Genomic DNA, 19,214 nt, shown 5'->3' with positions numbered 1-19,214 from the left:
AAACTTCACGGCCTTGGGGCTACCCCTGCACCAGCCTCCTCGGCAACCGGCGAGGTCCGGCAGACTAGTTCTCATGGCGGAAACACCCGAGGTCCACAACCTGGTCGCCGGCACAGTCCACGGGAACCTCGTGCAAGCAGGCCGGATCGACTCGGTCACCGTCAACCACCCCGGCCCCACAACGGTCGTGCCGAGACAGCTGCGAGCACCCTCCGGCCTGTTCACCGGCCGACAGACCGAACTGGCGATGCTGACCGGGGCATTCGACGCCCAACTGGAGCACGACCGCACACTGGTGATCTCCGCAATCGGCGGCGCGGGCGGCATCGGCAAGACCTGGCTGGCACTGCACTGGGCACACCGACACGAAGCGCAGTTCCCGGACGGGCAACTGTTCGTCGACCTACGGGGCTTCGACCCCGTTGACGACCCGACGCCGCCCTACGAGGCAGTGCGCGGCTTCCTGGACGCGCTCGGCGTCGCGGCGCAGGACGTGCCGGCCGGGCTGACCGCCCAGGTCGGGCTGTACCGGAGCCTGGTCGCGAAAGCGACGAATGCTGATCGTGCTGGACAACGCGCGCGACAGCAAGCAAGTCGTCCCGCTGCTGCCGGGCACCCCTTCGTGCACGGTGCTCGTGACCAGCAGGGACCGCATGGCCGAACTGGTCACCGGACACAGCGCACAACCGGTCACGGTGCAGATCCTCGACGAGGAGCAAGCACGAGAGCTGTTGTCCCGCAGGCTGGGCAAGCAGCGGCTGGCTGCCGAACCGGACGCAGTGGCCGACCTGCTGCGCTGGTGTGGCGGCCTGCCCCTGGCACTGAGCATCGTCGCCGGACGGGCGACACTGGATCCGCAGATTCCGCTGGCGGAACTGGCCGCAGAACTGCGCGACACCTCCTCACGGCTCAGCGCGCTGGACCCGGGCGGATCGGCAACCAGCCTGGAGACAGTGCTGTCATGGTCCTACCGGGCCCTCGCTCCCGAACAGGCCAGGGTCTTCGCCCTGCTGGGGCTGACTCCTGGCCCCGACATCAGCCTGCCCGCCGCGGCGAACCTCACCGGACTGCCACAGCCGGAGACACTCTCGGCACTGCGCGCACTGGAGCAGTTCTCGCTCGTGCAGCAGCACGCGTCCAAGCGCTACCGAATGCACGATCTCGTCCGATTATACGCAAAGAAACAGGCACAAACGGACGACTCGGACTCAGCGTTACAGCGACTGGCAACCTTCGCCTGCCACACCGCGCACGCCGCCGACCTCCTGATCGCACCATCCCACGTCACCATCGAACTCGACGAGCTCGTCGCCGGATGCGAGCCCCAAACCCTCCCCGACGACACCCACGCATGGGAATGGCTCTCCGCCGAACACACCAACCTCATGGCCATCCAGCACGCAGCCCTCGAAAAACACTGGTACCCCACCGTGTGGCAACTCGCCTGGGCGATGACCACCTTCAACCTGAGAAAGGGCCACTTCCACGAAAACCTGGCAGCCTGGCAAGCCGGCCTAGAAGCCGCCAAACACCTGAGCGACCCGATCGCCCGCACCCGCGCCTACCGCCACCTCGGCCGGGCCTACGCGCTACTCGGACTACACGACCAGTCACTCCCCCACCTCCAGGAAGGACTCGCCTGGGCCCAGGAGACCCACGACCGGTTAGGCGCGGCACACACCCACCGCGCGGTCGCAGTCGCATGGGAACAGCAGGAAAAATACGAACTGGCCCTCGAGCACTCCAGACGAGCACTGGACCTCTACGGGCAGCTCGGTGTCGCACGCAGCGGCGCTCACGCACTCAACGAAGTCGGCTGGTACACCGCGAAACTCGGCGACTTCGACCAAGCCCGCGTGCTCTGCGCACGGGCCCTGGCACAGTGCCGAGGCGAGCAGGACCGCAGCGGCCAGGCGACCGCACTGCTCAGCCTTGGCTACATCGCCCACCACACCGACGACATCGACCAGGCAACGCGCAACTACCAGCAATCCCTTGCCCTGTACCAGGACCTGGGCGACGTCGCGGCCGAGGCATCCGTGCTCGACCACCTGGGAGACGCCACCGTGCACGCCGACCCAACGGCGGCACGGCAGGCCTGGGAACACGCCTCCGACCTGTACCAGGCACAGGGTCGCGCCGACGACACGCGCCGAGTCCAACAGAAGATCGCAACACTCGACTGACCGCAACCACCGCACCGCTCGACAGTCGAGTTCAGCCCGACCATCACCACGCCGTCAAAAAATCTTCCGACCCGCTGTCGATCCGGCGGGCAGCCGTTCGTACAGGAGGTGCACACACCACAACCGAAGGAGGCCCACCATGGGCAGGATCGTCGTCACCATGAACCTCACCCTCGACGGCGTCATGCAGGCGCCGGGCCGCCCCGACGAGGACCGACGCGGCGGCTTCGAACACGGCGGCTGGTCCCAGCCCTACGCCGACCTCACCATGGCCCGCGAGATGGGCAAGGGCATGGCCACCACCGAAGCGATCCTCTTCGGACGACGCACCTACCAGGACTTCCACGGCTTCTGGCCCAACCAGACCGACGACAACCCCTTCACCGACGTCCTCAACAAAACCCACAAATACCTCGTGTCCACCACCATGACCGAGCCACTGCCCTGGATGAACTCCACGCTGCTGCGCGACAACCCACTGCCCGCCATCGCCGACCTGCGCGACCAACCCGGCGGGAACATCGTCGTGCTCGGCAGCGGCGAACTGGTCCGCTCGCTCATCCGACACCACCTCGTCGACGAGTACGTCCTGCTCATCCACCCGCTCGTGCTCGGCTCCGGACAACGCCTGTTCACCGACGACCTGCCCACCAACCCCCTCCGGCTCGTCGACAGCGTCGCCACCGACACCGGCGTGCTCATCACCACCTACCAGCCGAGCACCGCCTGAGCCCCGACACCAAGCACTGCACCGCATCGTCGAGGAGGATCACCCCATGCCGCAGTACCTGCTCAGCATCTACCAGCCGGACGGCACCGCCCCGCCCGAGATCCTCGAACCGATCATGCGCGACCTCGTGGCCCTCGACCGCGACCTCAGGGCCGCCGGCGCGTGGGTGTTCTCCGGCGGCCTGCACTCCCCCAGCACCGCCACCGTGATCCGGGCCCGCGACGGCGACGTCCTGATCACCGACGGCCCCTTCGCCGAGGGCAAGGAACACCTCGGCGGCTTCACCATCATCCAGGCGCCGGACCTCGACGCGGCACTCGACTGGGGCCGCAGACTCGCCGCGGCCAGCACCCTGCCCGTCGAGGTCCGGCCGTTCCACCACGACACCGACGACTGACACCGGGCATGCCCGACCTGCCGAACACCGCGATCGAACGCGTCTACACCCAGGAGTACGGGCGCGCCGTCGCCGTCCTGGTCCGCGTCTTCGGCGACATCGACATCGCCGAGGACGCCGTCCAGGACGCGTTCGCCAAGGCGGTCCGGCTGTGGCCCAGCACCGGGCTCCCGCCGAGCCCCGCAGGCTGGCTCATCACCACCGCCCGACGCCAGGCGATCGACCGCCTCCGCAGGGACGCCTCCCGCGCGGACCGGCACGCCACGGCGGCCCTGCTGCACGCCGCCACCGAGCCGGACGAGGAGGACCCGATGGCAGCCAGCGCGGTTCAGGACGACCGACTGCGCCTGATCTTCACCTGCTGCCACCCCGCGCTCGCGCCGGCCGCCCAGGTCGCGCTCACCCTGCGGCTCCTCGGCGGCCTCACCACCACCGAGATCGCCCGCGCGTTCCTGGTGTCCGAACCGACCATGGCCCAGCGGCTGGTCCGGGCCAAGGGCAAGATCCGCGACGCGCGCATCCCCTACCGGGTGCCCGCCGCCGCCGACCTCCCCGACCGACTCCGCGCCGTGCTCGCCGTCGTCTACCTGGTCTTCAACGAGGGCTACACCGCCAGCGCGGGCAGCCGCCTCGGGCGCGAGGACCTGTGCGCCGAGGCCGTCCGCCTCGGCCGCCTGCTCACCAGCCTCATGCCGGACGAGCCCGAGGCGCAGGGCCTGCTCGCCCTGATGCTGCTCATCCACTCCCGCAACGCCAGCCGCACCGATCCCGGCGGCGGCCTCGTGCTGCTCGCCGACCAGGACCGGGACCGGTGGGACCGCGACCTCATCGCCGAGGGGCAGGCCATCGTCCGGAAGTGCCTGCGCCGCAACCAACCCGGCCCGTACCAGCTCCAGGCCGCGATCAACGCCGTGCACACCGACGCGCCGACCGCCGCCGCCACGGACTGGTCGCAGATCCGCCAGCTCTACGACCAGCTGCTCGCGTGCGCGCCGACCCCGGTCGTGGCGCTCAACCGCGCCGTCGCCGTGGCCGAAACGGAAGGACCTGAGGCCGCGCTCGCCATCGTCGACGGCCTCGACCTGCCCGACTACCGGCTGTTCCACGCCATCCGCGCGGACCTGTTGCGCCGCCTTGGCCGCACCGCCGCCGCGGCCCTGGCTTACGAGGCGGCCATCGCCAGGACGGACAACGCCGCCGAGCGCGGCCTGCTGGAACGCAGGCGCGGCGACCTGCGTTGATTCCGCCCTTGGTCAGGGCGTTTGTGGCTGGTTGAGAGATGAAGAGTTAACTTCATTCTACACTGAAACTATTGCGCGTAGTGTCACAATAGTGTCGTGGCCGATGTCGTTGGGGCGTCGTCAGGGCGTCGCCTTGACCAACGTGCCGTCACGGCCGATCGCGAACCAGACGCCGTCGACGCCCTGCCCGTCCACATCGCCGGGACCGAGGTCGCCCGCGTAGTAGTAGAGCGGCCACTTGCCGTAGCTCGCCTGCGTCGTCCCCTCGGCGCGGGTCGTCCGGGACAACAGCTTCTGGTCTGCGCCGGCCCCGGCCGACACGGCGTCACGGCTCACCAGGGCGGGCCAGGTGGCGACGCACTGGTCCGCGCAGGTGCTGGCGCCACCACTGTCCCTGACGAACGCGTACAGGGTGCGACCGCTCTGGTCGGTGAGAATCGGGCCGAGGCTGGAGTCGCTGACCCGCACGCCGACCGCGGCGGTATCGGCGGCGGGGTGGGAGTCGGCGGCGTCCCTGGCCGGCTCGCTGCCGCACGCGGCAAGACTTGCCAGCAGGGCCACTCCGAGCAGGACGAACCGAGCGCGCATGAGAACTCCCTGAGACAGTTGGGGTGTGCGGTTCGCCGGCTACACGTGCCGCGCGGGGCGAACGGTTCACCGCGAATCCGTCGGGTCCCCCGGTGAACCGTTGACCGCGGCCCACCCGTGTAGGTGCCGTGCCGCGCATCACCCGACACGGCACTCCTATCGCGAAAGGACACGGGAAGATGCGAGTTCGTCTCGTCGCGCTGTCGACGCTGGTGTTCGGACTGAGCCTGGTCGCCGGCACCACCGCCCAGGCAGCGCAGAGCACCGCAGACTCGACGCCGTCCACGATGTCCTCGACCATGCCGGGGATGACCGACATGCCCGGCATGACGGGGGCCGCCCCGCCCAGCGCCGAGCCGAAGGCGCCCGACCGGGCAGCGGGCATCCAGCGGGCCAGGCAGCGGCCCGTGTTCCTCAAGGCCACCCTGGAGGGCCGCAACGAGGTCCAGGTCGCAGGCAAGCCGCCGGTCGGCGACCCCAAGGGCAGCGCGACCGGGCTCGTCCGCGTCCAGGGTGACCGAGTGACGTTCGCGTTCTCCTGGAAGGGAATCAGCGCGCCGACGCTCGGCCACATCCACCAGGGCGCGTCCGGCGCGAACGGGGACGTCAAGGTGCCGCTGTTCACCACCGCAATGCCCGACACCGTCACCTCGGCGGCCGGCTCGGTGACGGTGACCGACCCCGCCGTCGCCGACGCGCTGCGCGCCGACCCGGCCGGGTTCTACCTGAACCTGCACACCAAGGAGTTCCCTGGTGGCGCGGTGCGCGGCCAGCTCGGCAAGCTGCGCGAGGCGCCCGACCTGCTCGAGCTGTTGCAGGGCGGCGACGAGAAGGCGTTCCTGTCCGGCGACCAGGAGGTCCCGGTCGCGGGCGGCCCCGCCGTCGGCGACCGGCAGGGCCACGCGGTCGCGTTCGTCCGGCCGAAGGACACCCAGGTCGCGTATTCCTTTGCCTGGCTTGGCATCGCGCCCACGCTCGGCCACATCCACCGGGGGAACTTCGGCTCGAACGGTCCCGTCGTGGTGCCGCTGTTCACCACCCCGGTGCCCAGCACGGTGTTCGCCGTCTCCGGCACCGCGACCGGCCTGGATCCCGCGCTGGTCAAGGACATCAGCGAGCACCCGGCTTCGTTCTACGCCAACCTGCACTCCGCCCAGTTCCCCGGCGGCGCGGTGCGCGGGCAGCTCTACCACCGCGACCACGACCACGACTGACCACTCCCCCAACGGGTCCCGCCCGGCCACCTCGCCGGGCGGGACCCCTCCGGCTGAGCGGCTCTGCGAACCGGGCCGCCGCCTACACTTTCCGGGACTCCACGGGAAGGCGGTGCCAGTGTCCGAATCGAACTCGGTCACGGTGTTCACGCTGGGCGGCACCATCTCCGCGAACCGCGCGGACGTCGGCGCGCCCCGGCTCACCGGTGCACAGGTGGTGGCCGGACTCGCGGTGTCGCCGGACATCACCGTCGAGGTCCGCGACTTCCGCCGGGTGCCCAGTTCGTCCCTGACCTTCGAGGACCTCGCCGAGCTGGCCGAGCAGGTCGGCAAGGCCGTCGAGGCGGGCTCCGGGGTCGTCGTCGTGCAGGGCACCGACACGCTGGAGGAGACGGCGTTCCTGCTCGACCTCACCTGCCGGACGCCTCGCCCGATCGTGGTCACCGGGGCGATGCGCCGCCCCGACCTGCCCGGCGCGGACGGTCCGGGGAACCTGGCGTCGGCGATCGCCGTCGCGGCGGACCCCGACTGCCGCGACCTCGGGGTGCTCGCGGTGTTCGCCGACGAGATCCACGCGGCCAGGCACGTGCACAAGGCGCACACGACGTCGGTCGCGACCATCTCGTCGCCGGGGTTCGGGCCGCTCGGCGTCGTCGTGGAGGGCGAGCCGAGGGTCCTGTTCCGGCCGGCGCGGCCCACGGTCCCGCGACCGCTGCGGCTGCGCGAGGCGGTCCGTGTCGGGCTGGTGACGCTGTCGCTCGGCGATCGCGGCGAACTGCTGGACTGCGTCGACGACCGGTTCGACGGCCTGGTCGTCGCCGCGTTCGGCGGCGGGCACGTGCCGTCGTGGCTGGTCGAGCCGCTGGGGGCGCTGGCGGAGCGGATGCCGGTCGTCCTCGCGTCGCGCACGGGCGCTGGGCCGCTGCTCGCGCGCACCTATCGCGGTCCCGGCTCGGAGACCGCGCTCCTGGACCGCGGCCTGATCTCCGCAGGCTTCCTCGACCCGGCCAAGGCGCGGCTGCTGCTGCACGCGCTGCTCGCCGACGGCGTCGACCGGTCGGCGATCACCGAATCGTTCGCGGCGATGGCCTGGCGCGGCTCGACGTCCCAGAGTTCCTAGACTCCCCGACCGAACATTGATCGGATGTATAGCGGCACCGCTGGCGGCATATAGTGGAAAATTGTGCAAGATCCCTTGACGGAAAACGCTATCCATCCTATGTTTCGCGGCGACTCGGGTGAACCGTCCAGGGGCTGGAGGTCGCGGTGTCCCGCAGGTTGCCGGTGCTTCTCGCGCTGTCGCTACTCGTCCCCGCCGCGCTGCTCGGGCTGTCCGGGCCGGCGGCCGCGCTCGACAACGGGCTGGCGTCGACCCCGCCGATGGGGTGGAACGACTGGAACGCCTTCGGCTGCGGCGTCGACGAGCAGCTGGTCGAGCAGACGGCGGACGCGATGGTGTCCAGCGGCATGCGCGACGCCGGCTACCGCTACGTCAACATCGACGACTGCTGGGCGCTGCCCAACCGGGACGCGGCCGGCGAGCTGGTGCCCGATCCCGCGAAGTTCCCGCACGGCATCGCCGCGCTCGCCGACCACGTGCACGCGCGCGGCCTCAAGCTCGGCATCTACCAGGACGCCGGGGTGCACACCTGTTCCAAGGGCGGCGGCTTCTCCGGCAGCCTCGGCCACGAACGGCAGGACGCCATGCGGTTCGCCGCCTGGCACGTCGACTACATCAAGTACGACGACTGCAACGTGCCGGCCGACGGCCAGAACGTCGACTCGTCGATCGCCAGGTACGTCGCCATGCGCGACGCGCTGGCCGAGGCGACCGCCGCGACCGGCCAGACGATCGTGTTCAGCGTCTGCGAGAAGGGCGACTACGGCGTCCCCAACTCGGCCTGGCCCGGCATCGGCAACCTGTGGCGCACCACCTACGACATCCACGACAACTACGGCCGGATGGTGTGGATCCTGCACCAGAACGTCGCGCTCGCCGACCTCGCCGGCCCGAACCGGTGGAACGATCCGGACATGCTCGAGGTCGGCAACGGCGGCATGACCGACGTCGAGTACCGCTCCCACTTCGCGCTGTGGGCGGAGATGGCTGCGCCGCTGATCGCCGGCACCGACCTGCGCACCATGTCGCCGGCCACCAGGGAGATCCTCACCAACCGGGACCTCATCGCCGTCGACCAGGATCCCCTTGGCGCACAAGGGCGTCCGGTCACCGACGGCGCCGACGGCCACTGGGCGCTGAGCAAGCCGCTCGCCGACGGCAGCCGCGCGGTGACCCTGTTCAACGAGACCGACGCGCCGGCCACCATCAGCACGACGGCCGCGCAGCTCGGGCTCGCGCCCTCGGTCGACTACCAGCTCCGCGACCTGTGGACGCACACCACGACGGAGTCGGCCGGCACCATCACCGACACGCTGCCGGCGCACGGTTCCGCCAGCTACCGCGTGACGCCGAGCAGGTGGCCGAGCGTCGGCACTCCCCCGCACGTCGCGGTCGGCCTGACCGGCGTCACCGACGGCATCGCCGGCGGCACAACGGTTCCCGCCACCGTGACCCTGGTCAACGACGGCAGGCTGCCCGCCCTGTTCGCCACGGTCGACCTGCGGCTCCCGGACGGCTGGGCCGCGCAGCCGCAGCAGCCCGCAGTCGTCCCGGCGATCCCGCCAGGCGGGTCCCGCACGCTGGCCTACCAGCTCGTTGCGGCCGCGCCTGCCGCGCCGCTGCCGACCGAGCGGCTCGGCGTGACGGCGGCCTACCACGGGGTTTTCTGGACGCGCACCAACACCGCGACGTTCACGCAGGAGGTGCGCAGGCCGACGCCGGTGCAGCCGCCCTACCGGACGTTCGCGGCCGTCGACCCCAGTGTCACCGCGCGGTTCGGGCAGCTCGGCGGGCGGTTCGCGATCGAGGCGGCCGGCAGCGACGTGTCCGGCGCGAACGACCAGTACGGCACGGTCTATCTGGCCAAGGGCGCGGCCCAGCAGGGCGTCGCCACGGTCCGGGTCGCCGCGCAGCAGGCCAGGAACGCGGCCACCAAGTCGGGCCTGGTGGTGCGCGCCGATCTCACCAGGCCCGGCTCCTCCCCCGGCTACGTGACGCTCGCGGTGACCCCGGCCAAGGGCGTCCAGTTGCAGTGGGACGCCGACGGCAACGGGCAGTTGGACTCCGTCGCGTCGGCCACGCCGCCGTGGTCGCCGTCGACCCCGATCTGGTTGCGGTTGACCAGAAACGGGACGTCGTTCACGGGGCAGTACTCGGCCGACGGCGGCACCTGGACCACCGTCGCCGCGATCACGGTGCCCGCCGCCACGGGCTCCGAGGACGTCGGGGTGTTCACCACCTCGCACAGCAAGTACGTCAACGGCCGCAGCGACTTCGACTCGTTCACGGTCGACTGAGCGGTCCGGCACGCAACTCCCCGGAGAGGTTCAATGGCGAGCACTTCACGTTCCAGATCCCTTGGCGCCCTTGCGGTCTCGGTCACCCTCGCGGTCGGCGCGCTGGTCGCCGGCGCCGGCATCGCGGGCGCACAGGACCGGTGGGGCCAGGACGTCTATGTCGCCCCAGGCGGCGACGACGCCGCCCCCGGCACGCTGTTCCGGCCGGTGCGCACCCTCACGCACGCGCGCGATCTGGTGCGCGCCCGCAACCAGCAGCTGACCGCCGACCTCACCGTGCACCTGCTGCCCGGCGTGTTCCGGTTGTCCGAGCCGCTCGCGCTGGACGCGCGCGACTCCGGCAGCAACGGGCACCGGATCGTCTGGCAGGGCACGGGAGTCACCGTGCTCAGCGGCGGCCGGCAGGTCACCGGCTGGCACGAGGTGCCAGGCCGTCCCGGCCTGTTCGCCGCGCCGGCGCCCGCCGGCCTGGACAACACCCGGCAGCTCTACGTCAACGGCGTCCGCGAGCAGCGCGCGATGGGCGCCGTGCCGGTGACCCTGACCGCGACCGACACCGGGTACACCGCGTCCGCGCCGACCATGGCGGGCTGGCGCAACCCCTCGGACGCGGAGTTCGTCTACACGGCGGGCGAGGCGCTGTGGAACGTGCAGCGCTACGGGCTCGGCCAATGGACGGAGCCGCGCTGCCCGATCGCCTCGATCAGCGGCGGCACGATCACCATGGCCCAGCCGTGCTGGGACAACTCGACGCGGCGCGTGGTGTTCCCGAACATCCCCGGCAGGACCGTGAACATGGTCGGCCCCGGCGACCTCACCAACCACCGGCAGCCCGCGTACGTGGAGAACGCGTTCGAACTGCTGGACACCCCAGGCGAGTGGTACTTCGACCGTGCCGCGCACACCGTCTACTACCAGCCCAAGCCCGGTGAGGACCTGCGGTTCGCCGACGTGGAGATGCCGGCGCTGGAGAAGCTCGTCGACGGCGCTGGCACCGCGCAGGCGCCGATCCACGACGTGGCCTTCCGCGGCCTGCGCTACTCCTACGCGACGTGGCTGTCGCCCTCGTCGCCGGAGGGGTTCTCGGAGATCCAGGCGGGCTACCGGATCACCGGCCCGACCGGCTACGCCACGCAGGGCCTGTGCCAGTTCGTCGCGGGCGGCACCTGCCCGTACGCGTCGTGGACGAAGGAACCCGGCAACGTCTCGGTGTCGCACGGGCAGCGCGTCGAGTTCACCGACAGCGTGTTCGCGCACCTGGGCGCCGCCGGACTCGACCTCGGCGACGGCGCGCAGGACAGCGTGGTGCGCGGCGACGTCTTCACCGACATCTCCGGCAACGGCGTGCAGGTCGGCGGCGTGGACCAGCCGCAGGCGGCGGACGGCGCGGACCTCACCAGGGGCGTCCAGGTGACCGACAACCACCTCTACGGGCTGCCAAGGGAGTTCCGGGGCGGGGTGGCCATCGTCAACGGCTACAGCCAGCACGACACGATCGCGCACAACCAGATCGACCACGTCGCGTACTCCGCGATCTCGGTCGGGTGGGGCGGCTGGCCGGACAAGATCAAGAGTCCGGCCACGCCGAACGTGTCGCACGACAACGCGATCAGCGACAACCTGATCCACGACTACATGCTCGCCCTCGACGACGGCGGCGGCATCTACACCCAAGGCATCACCGGCACCTCGCTCGCCGACGGCGAGAAGGTGACCGGCAACGTCATCCACGACCAGTGGGGGCTCGGCAAGAGCGTCTACACCGACAACGGCTGCACCTACGAGACCGTCGACGGCAACGTGTTGTACGGCGCAGCGTACGCCAACGTCGCCTCAACGCACGTGGACTACCGCGACGCCCTCGGCAACGACGACCCGACGCTGATCCAGCACAACTACTGGGAGCAGGGCGACCAGGACGCGACCAACAAGGGCGTGATCACCACCGGCAACCATCTGCTGGCGCACCCGGCCGACGCGCCGAGGTCCATCGTCGACAACGCTGGGCTCGAACCCGCCTACCGGTGGCTGCTGTGGCTGCCCGTCGAGGGCTGGTCCACTCCGGAGCCGCCGACGCGGGTCGGCACCTTCGCCGCGGACGGAAGGCTCTACGCCACCTGGAATCCGACCTTCGCGTTCAACGGCGCCACCCTGGACCGTTACGACCTGACGGCGTCGGACGGCACGCACACGGTGACCGGCTCCATCGACGCGGCGACCTTCGCCAGGCAGGGTTACGCGGAGTTGGCCGGCCTCACCAACGGCGTCCGGTACACGCTCGCGGTGGCCGCGCACAACTGGCTCGGCACCGGGGCCGCGTCGCTGTCCTCGGCCGCGGTCACGCCGAACCCGTTGGCCGGCAAGGGACCCGACGCGCCGACCGGGGCGAGGGCGGTGCCGACCGCGACGGCGGCGAGCCTGCACTGGTCGCCCCCGAAGGCCACCGGCGAGACCCAGGTGCTCGGCTACCAACTGACGGTGTCCGACGGCAGGACCGTCGCGGTCAACGGTCGGGACGCGGTGGTGACGCAGCCGACCGTCAAGGGCATGACGCGGGTGCTCGACCAGCTCACCCCCGGCACCGCCTACACCGTGACGATCGCGGCGGTCACGGCCGACGGGGTCGGCGCGTCGACGTCGGTCGCGTTCAGCACGCCGGCATCCTGACCGCGCCGATCCACTCGACAACGGAATAGAGTTTCCCCGACTCGACGAATTTCGCGCAGATCGAGGAAATGCCCGTCCATGCGGCGGGCATTTCCTCGTTCACCCCCGTTAGACGGATTGACCGCAGGTCACGGCGCGGGTCTACTTTTTGTCAGTTGCGCCATAGACATCGGCCAATCGTCGAGGGGAAACAATGACGTTTACCATCGAACCAATCAGTTATCCATTCGGCGACGGGAAAGGTCTCGAACTCGAACCCGAGTACGGGCGCCTGCGCGACACGGCGACCGCGCCGGTTCGGATCCAGATGCCCTACGGTGACCAGGCCTGGCTCGTCACGCGCTACCACGATGCCAAGAAAGTACTGGTCGACCCCCGGTTCAGCCGGTCGCTCGCGATCGGCCCCGGCGTGCCGAGGGTGATGCCGGAACCACCGGAACCGCCCACGCCGGAAGGCATTCTGAGCATGGACGCGCCCGAACACACCAGAATCCGCGGTATCGCGGGCGCCGCGTTCACCACGCGCCGCGTGGAGGACCTGCGTCGCAGCACCGAGGAGATCGCGAACCGGTTGGTGGACAAGCTGGAAACGCTCGGTTCGCCGGTCGATCTCGTCGAGCACCTCGCGCTGCCGCTTCCGGTGACGGTGATCTGCGAACTGCTCGGTGTGCCCGTCGCGGACCAGGACCAGTTCGGCTACTGGTCGACCGCGTTCCTGTCCGCCGCCTCGATGTCCCGCTCGGAGATCCAGCACTGCCGGGAACAGTTCTTCGACTACCTCGCCGAACTGTTCGGGCGCAGGCGCGCTGAGCCGATCGACGACCTGATCAGCGTCCTGGTGATGGCCAACGACGAGTACGGCAGGCTCACCGAGGACGAGTTGACCATGCTGATGATCAACCTGTTGATGGCGGGCCACGAGACCAGCGCCACCCAGATCCCGAACATGGTCTACACGCTCGACCGGCACCGGGACCAGTGGGACCTGCTGCTGCGGCGGCCGGACCTGGTGCCGAGGGCCGTCGAGGAGCTGAACCGCTACATCCCCATCTCGGTGACCTCCAGCTATCCCCGCGTCGCGACCGTGGACATCGAGGTCGGCGGGATCACCGTCAGGGCAGGCGAGTCGGTGCTGGTGTCGATGGTGGCGGCGAACCGCGATCCTGCGGTGTTCCCCGACCCCGAGCGGTTCGACGTCACGCGGGAACACAACCCGCACATCGGGTTCGGGCACGGCGCGCACCACTGCCTCGGCTCGCAGCTCGCGCGGTTGGAGCTCCAGGTCACGCTCGACACGTTCCTGCGGCGCATGCCGAACCTGCGCGTCGCGGTGCCCGAGGAGGACCTGGCGTGGCGGCAGGGGCATCTGCTGCGCGGCTTCCTCGAACTGCCGGTGGCCTGGTAGCCGGGCCAAGGGTTCGGCGGGCCGACCGAACGGCCGGACCCGCCGAACCCTTGGTGCGCGCGCCCGTCCCACCCGTCACCACTCGACCAGCACGGACTTGGGGCCGCGCAACAACAGTCCCTCCTTCCAGGGAATGTCCTCGAGCGGGCCCGCGGCGCGCAGGGTGGGGAAACGGCGCAGCAGTCCGGTGATCGCGCTCTGGAGCTCCTGTCGCGCGAGCTGCGCGCCGAAGCAGAAGTGCGGGCCAGCGCCGAAGGACAGGTGCCTGGACGCGCCGACCCTGGTCAGGTCCAGCTCCTCCGGGTCGTCGAAGACGGCGGGATCGCGGTTGGCGACGTTGGCCAGCGCCAGCACGCCCTCCCCCGCCCTGATCCGCTCGCCGCCGAGGTCGAGGTCGTCGGTGGCGATCCGGATGAGCATGCCGGTCGGGCTGAGCATGAGGAATCGCAACAGTTCCTCGACGGCGCCGGGCACCAGGCCCGGTTCCTGCCTGAGCTGCTCGAACTGCGCCGGCCTGCGCAGCAGGGCGACCACCGAGTTGGACAGCTGGTTGAGGGTGGTGTCGAAGCCGGCGATCAGCACCAGCAGGAGGTTCTTCACCAGCTGGTCCTCGGTGAGCGTGCCGCGCTCGTCGGCGGCCGTGGCCAGCTCGCTGGTGAGGTCGTCCGCCGGGTGTTCCCGTTTCGCGGCGACCAGGTCCCGCATGTACTGCTGGAGCTGGAAGGTCGCCGTCAGCACCTCCTCCAGGCTGTAGGCGGTCGAGGACCTGGTCCGGTCGGACAGGTCCCGGAACCGCTCCTGGTCCTCGTAGGGCACGCCAAGCAGCTGGCAGATGGTTCGCACCGGCAGCGGCATGGTGAAGTGCTCGACCAGGTCGATCGGCGGCCCGTGGCGCTCGACCTCGTCGAGCAGGTCTTCGACGGTGGCCTCGATCGACGGGCGCAGCTGCTCGATCATGCGGGGCGTGAACGCCTTTGTCAGCAGCTTGCGGACCCTGGCGTGCTCGGCCCCGTCCATGGTGACCAGCACGTCGGGGATGTCCAGGCCGGGTGCGACGCGCGGCGCGGCCGGATCCAGCGACGCGGTCCGGCTGAACCTGGTGTCCGTCAACACCGAGCGGACCACGTCGTGACCGAGGGCCACCCACACCTCGACACCGCTGGCCAGCCGCGCCCGGGTGATCGGGGCCGTGGCGAGCAGCCTGCCGCCCATGGCGTCATCCTCAGGTTCGGCGGATGCGACGAAGGGGAAAGTCGGAAGATCAACCGCACGGGACATCTGCGCCTCCTGCGCTGCTGGCGAACGAACCGGGTGGCGGTGCTGGCTGTGTCGTGGGCTGCGACACGTGGAGCCGCTAGGCGTTCTTGATGCCGACAACCATCGACTCGGGGCCGACCAGGTGCTCGACCCGGCAGTCCCGGAAGCCGGCCTCGGCGAGCCAGCCCAGGCAGTCCGCACCCGTGTAGTCGAAGCCGCCGGGGCTCTCCAGCAGCAGGTGCAGGCTCATCAGCAGGCCGAAGGTGTTGTGCCGGCGCTCGTCGTCGATCAGCGACTCGGAGATCACCACCGCGCCGCCGGCCGGCAGCGCCTCGTACGCCTTGCGCAGCAACATTCGCTTGGTGTCCAGGTCCCAGTCGTGCAGGATGTGCCCGAAGCTGATCACCTCGGCGCTCGGCAGCGGGTCGGTGAAGAAACTCCCTGCCGCGAAGGACATCCGGTCGGCCAGCGCGAACGCGCCGACCGTGCCGGCGAAGTTCGGGGCCACGTCGGCGAGGTCGAATCCGACGCCGGTCAGGTGCGCGTGGCGGTCCAGGACCCTGGACAGCAGCGTGCCCTCGGAGCAGCCGACGTCCACCACGGTGTGGTACCGCGACCAGGGGAACCGCTCGGCCATCGCGAGGATGCTGCCCAGCGACGCGCCGGTCATCCCGCGCTGGAACTTCTCCAGCAGCTCGGGATTGCCGTACAGGGCCTCGAACGGCCCCGCGCCCCGGTCGGCGCCTTCGTACTGGGGCTTGCCGGTGCGCAGCGCCGTCGTCAGGTGCTGCCAGGTCTCGTACCACTGGACGTTGGCCAGTTCGAGCAGGCCGCCGGAGTAGGTCTCTGGCCTGTTCTCGTCGAGATAGGTCGCGGCGAGCGCGCTGTTGCGGTACTTCCCGCCGTCCCGATCGAGGAAACCCAGTGACACCAGGGAGTCCAGGAAGTCCCGCACGCCGCGCCCGTGCAGACCCAGCTCGGCGACGAGTTGGTCGGCGTCGAGGGGTCGCGTGCCGAGCAGGGTGAACACGCCAAGCTCGACCGCCGACAGCACCACCTTGGCCGCGCAGAAGCCGAGACCAACCTGGAGGATGTCCGCACGGGGGTCGCGGTACCCCTGCTCGGACGCGGTTTCGCTTTCAGTTGACATCCGGATCTTCCTTACCTCGTCGGGACTCCGTCGGGTGCCAGGTTGCGGGGCTGGGACGAACGGCGGGTCACGCGGTCGTGCGGCCCTCGAAGAACGCGACGCAGCCGACGACGACGAGCCGGCTGCTGGCGAAGTGCAGGTCCAGTTGCTGGCGCAGGTCGTCGAGGCTGTCCTCGTCGTTGTGGAAGATGCCCTTCCGGTTGACCGTCCGCAGCAGCCACCTGGCCTGCGGCGTGACCGGGACTCCCTGGCGCAGCACCGTGCTGCCGAACACGACGCCGCCCGGCCGGACGGCCTTCGCCGCGTGCGCCAGCGCGATTCCCTTGACCCGCAGGCTGCCCGGCACGCAGTGCAGCAGCAGGTTCATGCACACCGAGTCGAACGCGGCGTCGGCGACTGGCAGCGGCTCGAGCACGTTCGCCTGGATCCGTTCCGGCCGGAACCTGGCGAGCCTACGCGCCGTGAACGCGAGCGAGTGCGGGCTCAGGTCGAGCAGGGTGATCGCGGGATCGGGCACCGGAAACCGGCTGTGCAGCGGGAGATAGCCCGTGCCGACCCCGATCTCCAGGTGCCGGGCGCCGACGCGGCTGTCGTACCAACGCTGGACGGTTCGCAGCGAACAGCGCCAGAACAGCGGGAAGATGATGCGGTAGATGATCAGGTCGTACCAGGGCAGCGTCATCCTGCTGTAGAACGCCTGGCCGTCCAGGACCGCCCTGTCGATGCCGTCGTGGTGCTGCTGGTCGCTCGAATTCGCCATGGGGCATCCCTCGTGTCAGCCGATACCGGGGAGGAGGAGCTGGCCGGTGTGGTCGATGTCGGATCGCACTGCGGTCATCCGCCGCCTCGCCGGGGAAGGGCGTCGGTCTCGGCGGGCTGTGCCTGCGCGGTCAGCTCGTCCAGCAGGCGGGTCGCGAGCGCGGCGGGTGTCGGGTGGTCGAACACCGCGCTGGTGGCCAGAGTGAGGCCGGTGGCGAGGTTGAGCCCATTGCGGATCTCCACGGCGCTGAGCGAGTCGATGCCGAGGTCCAGCAGCCGTTGGTGGGGGCTGATCGGGTTGCTCGACGGGTAGCCGAGCGCGGCGGCGACCCGCGCGCACACCAGTTCCGTCAGGACGCCGTGCTGCTCGGTCGTGGCGAGGGTGGCGAGGCGTTCCCGCAGCCGTGGGGCGGCGGACCGGTCGTGCTCGGCCGGTGTTGGCTCGGAACGTCCGTCGCCCTCGGCGACCAGCAGGCCGCGCAGGTACGGACGGCGGCGGTCGCCGAGGAAGGCCCTGGCAAAGCCGCGCCACTCGATGTCCGCGACGGTGACCGCGGTGTCGTCGTGCTCGACGGCCTCGATCACAGTGTCCAGGGCGACGGCGGGAGGCAGGGCGAACATCCCCGGCCTGCGGCGGGTTCCGGTGCTGTCGGCGGCCGGCTCGGCGCCGCGCGACCATGGCCCCCAGGCCGCCACCGTCGCCGTCAAGCCGCGCGAGCGGCGGCGGCGGGCGATCGCGGCGAGTTGGGCATCGGCGGCGGCGCGGGCCCCGCGTCCCGGGCTGCCGAGAGTGCCGGCCGTCGACGCGCACAACACGAACGCCGACAGCGGGAGCGACCCGGTCAGCTCGTCCAGCACGAGCGCGCCGCCGACCGTCGGGTGCAGGGCCTGGACCAACCGGTTCTCGTCCAGCGCGCCGAGGAACTCGTCGTCGATCGAGCCGGCCGCGTGGAACACGGCGGTCACGGCGCGCTCGGCCAGGACAGCGGACATTCGCTGCCGGTCCGCGACGTCGGCCGCGACCACGGTCACCCGCGCGCCGAGGCCGGTCAGTTCCGCTTGCAGCTCCTCGGCCTTCGGGTGGTAGGGGCCTCGGCGGCTGACCAACAGCAGGTGCGGCGCGCCGCGCCGGGCCAGCCTGCGGGCAAGCTCGGCGCCGACCCGGCCGGTGCCGCCGGTGACCAGGACGGTGCCGGTCGGGGTCCAGGCGTGGTCGGACGGCTCGCGTTCGAGGGCCCTGGTGAGTCGGCCCGCGAGGATTCCGCTCGGTCGGAGGGCGACCTGTTCCTCGTCGTCCGTTCCGGTCAGCACGCGGACCAACTGGTCACCGGTAACGGCATCGACCTTGTCGGGCAGGTCGATCAGGCCGCCCCAGCGGGCCGCGTGCTCGGCGGCGGCCACCCGACCGAGGCCCCAGACGGCGGCCTGCGCCGGGTCCGCGTGGTCGGTCTCCTCGGCGACGGCGTTGCGGGTCAGGCACCAGAGCGGCGCGGCGAGGTCGGTGTCCCCCAGCGCCTGGACAAGGGTGAGGGTGCGGGCGAGGCCGGGCGGAGTCGTTGGGACCGTCGATGGGTCGCTCAGGGCCAGGAGGGAGAGGATCCCTGTTGGTTGGTGCGCGGCGAGTGTCGGGTTGCCGGCCAGTTCGGCGGAGAGGCGCTCGGCGAGCGCGGTGCGGTCGAGGGTTGCCGCGTCGATCACGGCGGTGGCGGTGCGGGCGCCGTGCGCAGAGAGCGCGGCGGAGATCAGGTCTGCGGTCGCTGCTTGGCTTGGTTCGTCCGTGGCGACCAGCAGCCAGGTGCCGGTGAGGTCGCGCGCCAGGGTCGGGCGGAGGCGTTCCCACCCGAGTTCGTACCGGTAGGGGTCCGGCTGCCGGCGGTGCGGTTCGTCCACTGTGGAGTCTCGGAGGGCCGCGTCCGGCCAGAAGCGTTGGCATTGGAAGGCGTAGGTGGGTAGGTCTACTTCCCTTCCGTGGCCGGCGAAGTAGGCGGGCCAGTCGACGGGGATGCCGGCGGCATGGGCATGGGCCAGCGCGCCGACAAGGGATTCCGGTTCCCGGTGCGCGTCGCGGAGGGTCGGGACGAACGCGATCCCCTGCGGGGCGTTGTCTCGCCCCAAGGCGCTGAGGACGCCACCCGGCCCGAGTTCGAGGGCCACGCCGACGCCGGTACCCGTCATCGCCTCGATGCCGTCGGCGAAGCGGACC

General features: G+C 70.7%; 14 protein-coding genes. 9 read left to right on the top strand and 5 right to left on the bottom strand.

From position 1 onward, the window contains the following. The first annotated feature begins 554 nt into the window (after positions 1 to 554). From F0L68_RS40315 to F0L68_RS40300, 4 genes are all read left to right on the top strand, one after another. Complete coding sequence (locus tag F0L68_RS40315; protein WP_149855198.1) at positions 555 to 2,186, top strand: tetratricopeptide repeat protein; 1,632 nt, start codon at positions 555 to 557, stop codon at positions 2,184 to 2,186. Positions 2,187 to 2,325: 139 nt separating this feature from the next. Continuing rightward, the gene (locus F0L68_RS40310; protein WP_149855197.1) at positions 2,326 to 2,916 is read left to right on the top strand and encodes a dihydrofolate reductase family protein; all 591 of its coding nucleotides are present in this window, start codon (positions 2,326 to 2,328) and stop codon (positions 2,914 to 2,916) included. A gap of 46 nt (positions 2,917 to 2,962) precedes the next feature. Further along, on the top strand, positions 2,963 to 3,313 hold the full coding sequence (locus tag F0L68_RS40305; protein WP_149855196.1) for a YciI family protein: 351 nt from the start codon (positions 2,963 to 2,965) through the stop codon (positions 3,311 to 3,313). Positions 3,314 to 3,321: 8 nt separating this feature from the next. Next, positions 3,322 to 4,554 (top strand): RNA polymerase sigma factor, encoded by a 1,233-nt coding sequence (locus F0L68_RS40300; RefSeq protein ID WP_149855195.1) that lies wholly within the window; start codon positions 3,322 to 3,324, stop codon positions 4,552 to 4,554. Positions 4,555 to 4,674: 120 nt separating this feature from the next. On the opposite strand, the gene F0L68_RS40295 is transcribed toward F0L68_RS40300, so the two are convergent. Further along, positions 4,675 to 5,142 carry a COG4315 family predicted lipoprotein gene (locus F0L68_RS40295; RefSeq protein WP_149855194.1) on the bottom strand — a complete coding sequence of 156 codons (468 nt, stop codon included), beginning with the start codon at positions 5,140 to 5,142 and terminating at the stop codon, positions 4,675 to 4,677. 179 nt (positions 5,143 to 5,321) lie between these two features. On the opposite strand from F0L68_RS40295, the gene F0L68_RS40290 reads away from it, so the two are divergent. From F0L68_RS40290 to F0L68_RS40270, 5 genes are all read left to right on the top strand, one after another. Then, on the top strand, positions 5,322 to 6,356 hold the full coding sequence (locus F0L68_RS40290; protein WP_149855193.1) for a CHRD domain-containing protein: 1,035 nt from the start codon (positions 5,322 to 5,324) through the stop codon (positions 6,354 to 6,356). Positions 6,357 to 6,474: 118 nt separating this feature from the next. Then, complete coding sequence (locus tag F0L68_RS40285; RefSeq protein ID WP_149855192.1) at positions 6,475 to 7,476, top strand: asparaginase; 1,002 nt, start codon at positions 6,475 to 6,477, stop codon at positions 7,474 to 7,476. Between the two features lie 146 nt (positions 7,477 to 7,622). Further along, on the top strand, positions 7,623 to 9,773 hold the full coding sequence (locus F0L68_RS44030) for an NEW3 domain-containing protein (protein WP_149855191.1): 2,151 nt from the start codon (positions 7,623 to 7,625) through the stop codon (positions 9,771 to 9,773). Between the two features lie 33 nt (positions 9,774 to 9,806). Next, positions 9,807 to 12,440 carry a fibronectin type III domain-containing protein gene (locus F0L68_RS40275; protein WP_149855190.1) on the top strand — a complete coding sequence of 878 codons (2,634 nt, stop codon included), beginning with the start codon at positions 9,807 to 9,809 and terminating at the stop codon, positions 12,438 to 12,440. Positions 12,441 to 12,633: 193 nt separating this feature from the next. Further along, on the top strand, positions 12,634 to 13,845 hold the full coding sequence (locus tag F0L68_RS40270; RefSeq protein WP_149855189.1) for a cytochrome P450: 1,212 nt from the start codon (positions 12,634 to 12,636) through the stop codon (positions 13,843 to 13,845). 75 nt (positions 13,846 to 13,920) lie between these two features. On the opposite strand, the gene F0L68_RS40265 is transcribed toward F0L68_RS40270, so the two are convergent. The 4 genes from F0L68_RS40265 to F0L68_RS40250 all read right to left on the bottom strand — a co-directional run. Beyond that, positions 13,921 to 15,057, bottom strand: coding sequence for a cytochrome P450 (locus tag F0L68_RS40265; protein ID WP_188317104.1), 1,137 nt, complete (start codon positions 15,055 to 15,057; stop codon positions 13,921 to 13,923). Between the two features lie 142 nt (positions 15,058 to 15,199). Next, complete coding sequence (locus tag F0L68_RS40260; RefSeq protein ID WP_149855187.1) at positions 15,200 to 16,252, bottom strand: methyltransferase; 1,053 nt, start codon at positions 16,250 to 16,252, stop codon at positions 15,200 to 15,202. A gap of 67 nt (positions 16,253 to 16,319) precedes the next feature. Then, complete coding sequence (locus tag F0L68_RS40255) at positions 16,320 to 17,012, bottom strand: class I SAM-dependent methyltransferase (RefSeq protein ID WP_149855186.1); 693 nt, start codon at positions 17,010 to 17,012, stop codon at positions 16,320 to 16,322. A gap of 74 nt (positions 17,013 to 17,086) precedes the next feature. After that, the coding region (locus F0L68_RS40250) for a beta-ketoacyl reductase (RefSeq protein ID WP_149855185.1) at positions 17,087 to 19,214 on the bottom strand (2,128 nt) is incomplete at its 5' end.

Origin of the sequence: Solihabitans fulvus (assembly GCF_008386585.1) — a bacterium.
GTDB lineage: Bacteria > Actinomycetota > Actinomycetes > Mycobacteriales > Pseudonocardiaceae > Solihabitans > Solihabitans fulvus.
This window is presented reverse-complemented; position numbering and strand designations above follow the sequence as displayed.

Bases quoted from the DNA above. Each gene is read 5' to 3' on its own strand.
- F0L68_RS40315 (WP_149855198.1), top strand. From the start codon at position 555: ATGCTGATCGTGCTGGACAACGCGCGCGACAGCAAGCAAGTCGTCCCG.
- F0L68_RS40310 (WP_149855197.1), top strand. From the start codon at position 2,326: ATGGGCAGGATCGTCGTCACCATGAACCTCACCCTCGACGGCGTCATG.
- F0L68_RS40305 (WP_149855196.1), top strand. From the start codon at position 2,963: ATGCCGCAGTACCTGCTCAGCATCTACCAGCCGGACGGCACCGCCCCG.
- F0L68_RS40300 (WP_149855195.1), top strand. From the start codon at position 3,322: ATGCCCGACCTGCCGAACACCGCGATCGAACGCGTCTACACCCAGGAG.
- F0L68_RS40295 (WP_149855194.1), bottom strand. From the start codon at position 5,142: ATGCGCGCTCGGTTCGTCCTGCTCGGAGTGGCCCTGCTGGCAAGTCTT.
- F0L68_RS40290 (WP_149855193.1), top strand. From the start codon at position 5,322: ATGCGAGTTCGTCTCGTCGCGCTGTCGACGCTGGTGTTCGGACTGAGC.
- F0L68_RS40275 (WP_149855190.1), top strand. From the start codon at position 9,807: ATGGCGAGCACTTCACGTTCCAGATCCCTTGGCGCCCTTGCGGTCTCG.
- F0L68_RS40270 (WP_149855189.1), top strand. From the start codon at position 12,634: ATGACGTTTACCATCGAACCAATCAGTTATCCATTCGGCGACGGGAAA.
- F0L68_RS40265 (WP_188317104.1), bottom strand. From the start codon at position 15,057: ATGGGCGGCAGGCTGCTCGCCACGGCCCCGATCACCCGGGCGCGGCTG.
- F0L68_RS40260 (WP_149855187.1), bottom strand. From the start codon at position 16,252: ATGTCAACTGAAAGCGAAACCGCGTCCGAGCAGGGGTACCGCGACCCC.
- F0L68_RS40255 (WP_149855186.1), bottom strand. From the start codon at position 17,012: ATGGCGAATTCGAGCGACCAGCAGCACCACGACGGCATCGACAGGGCG.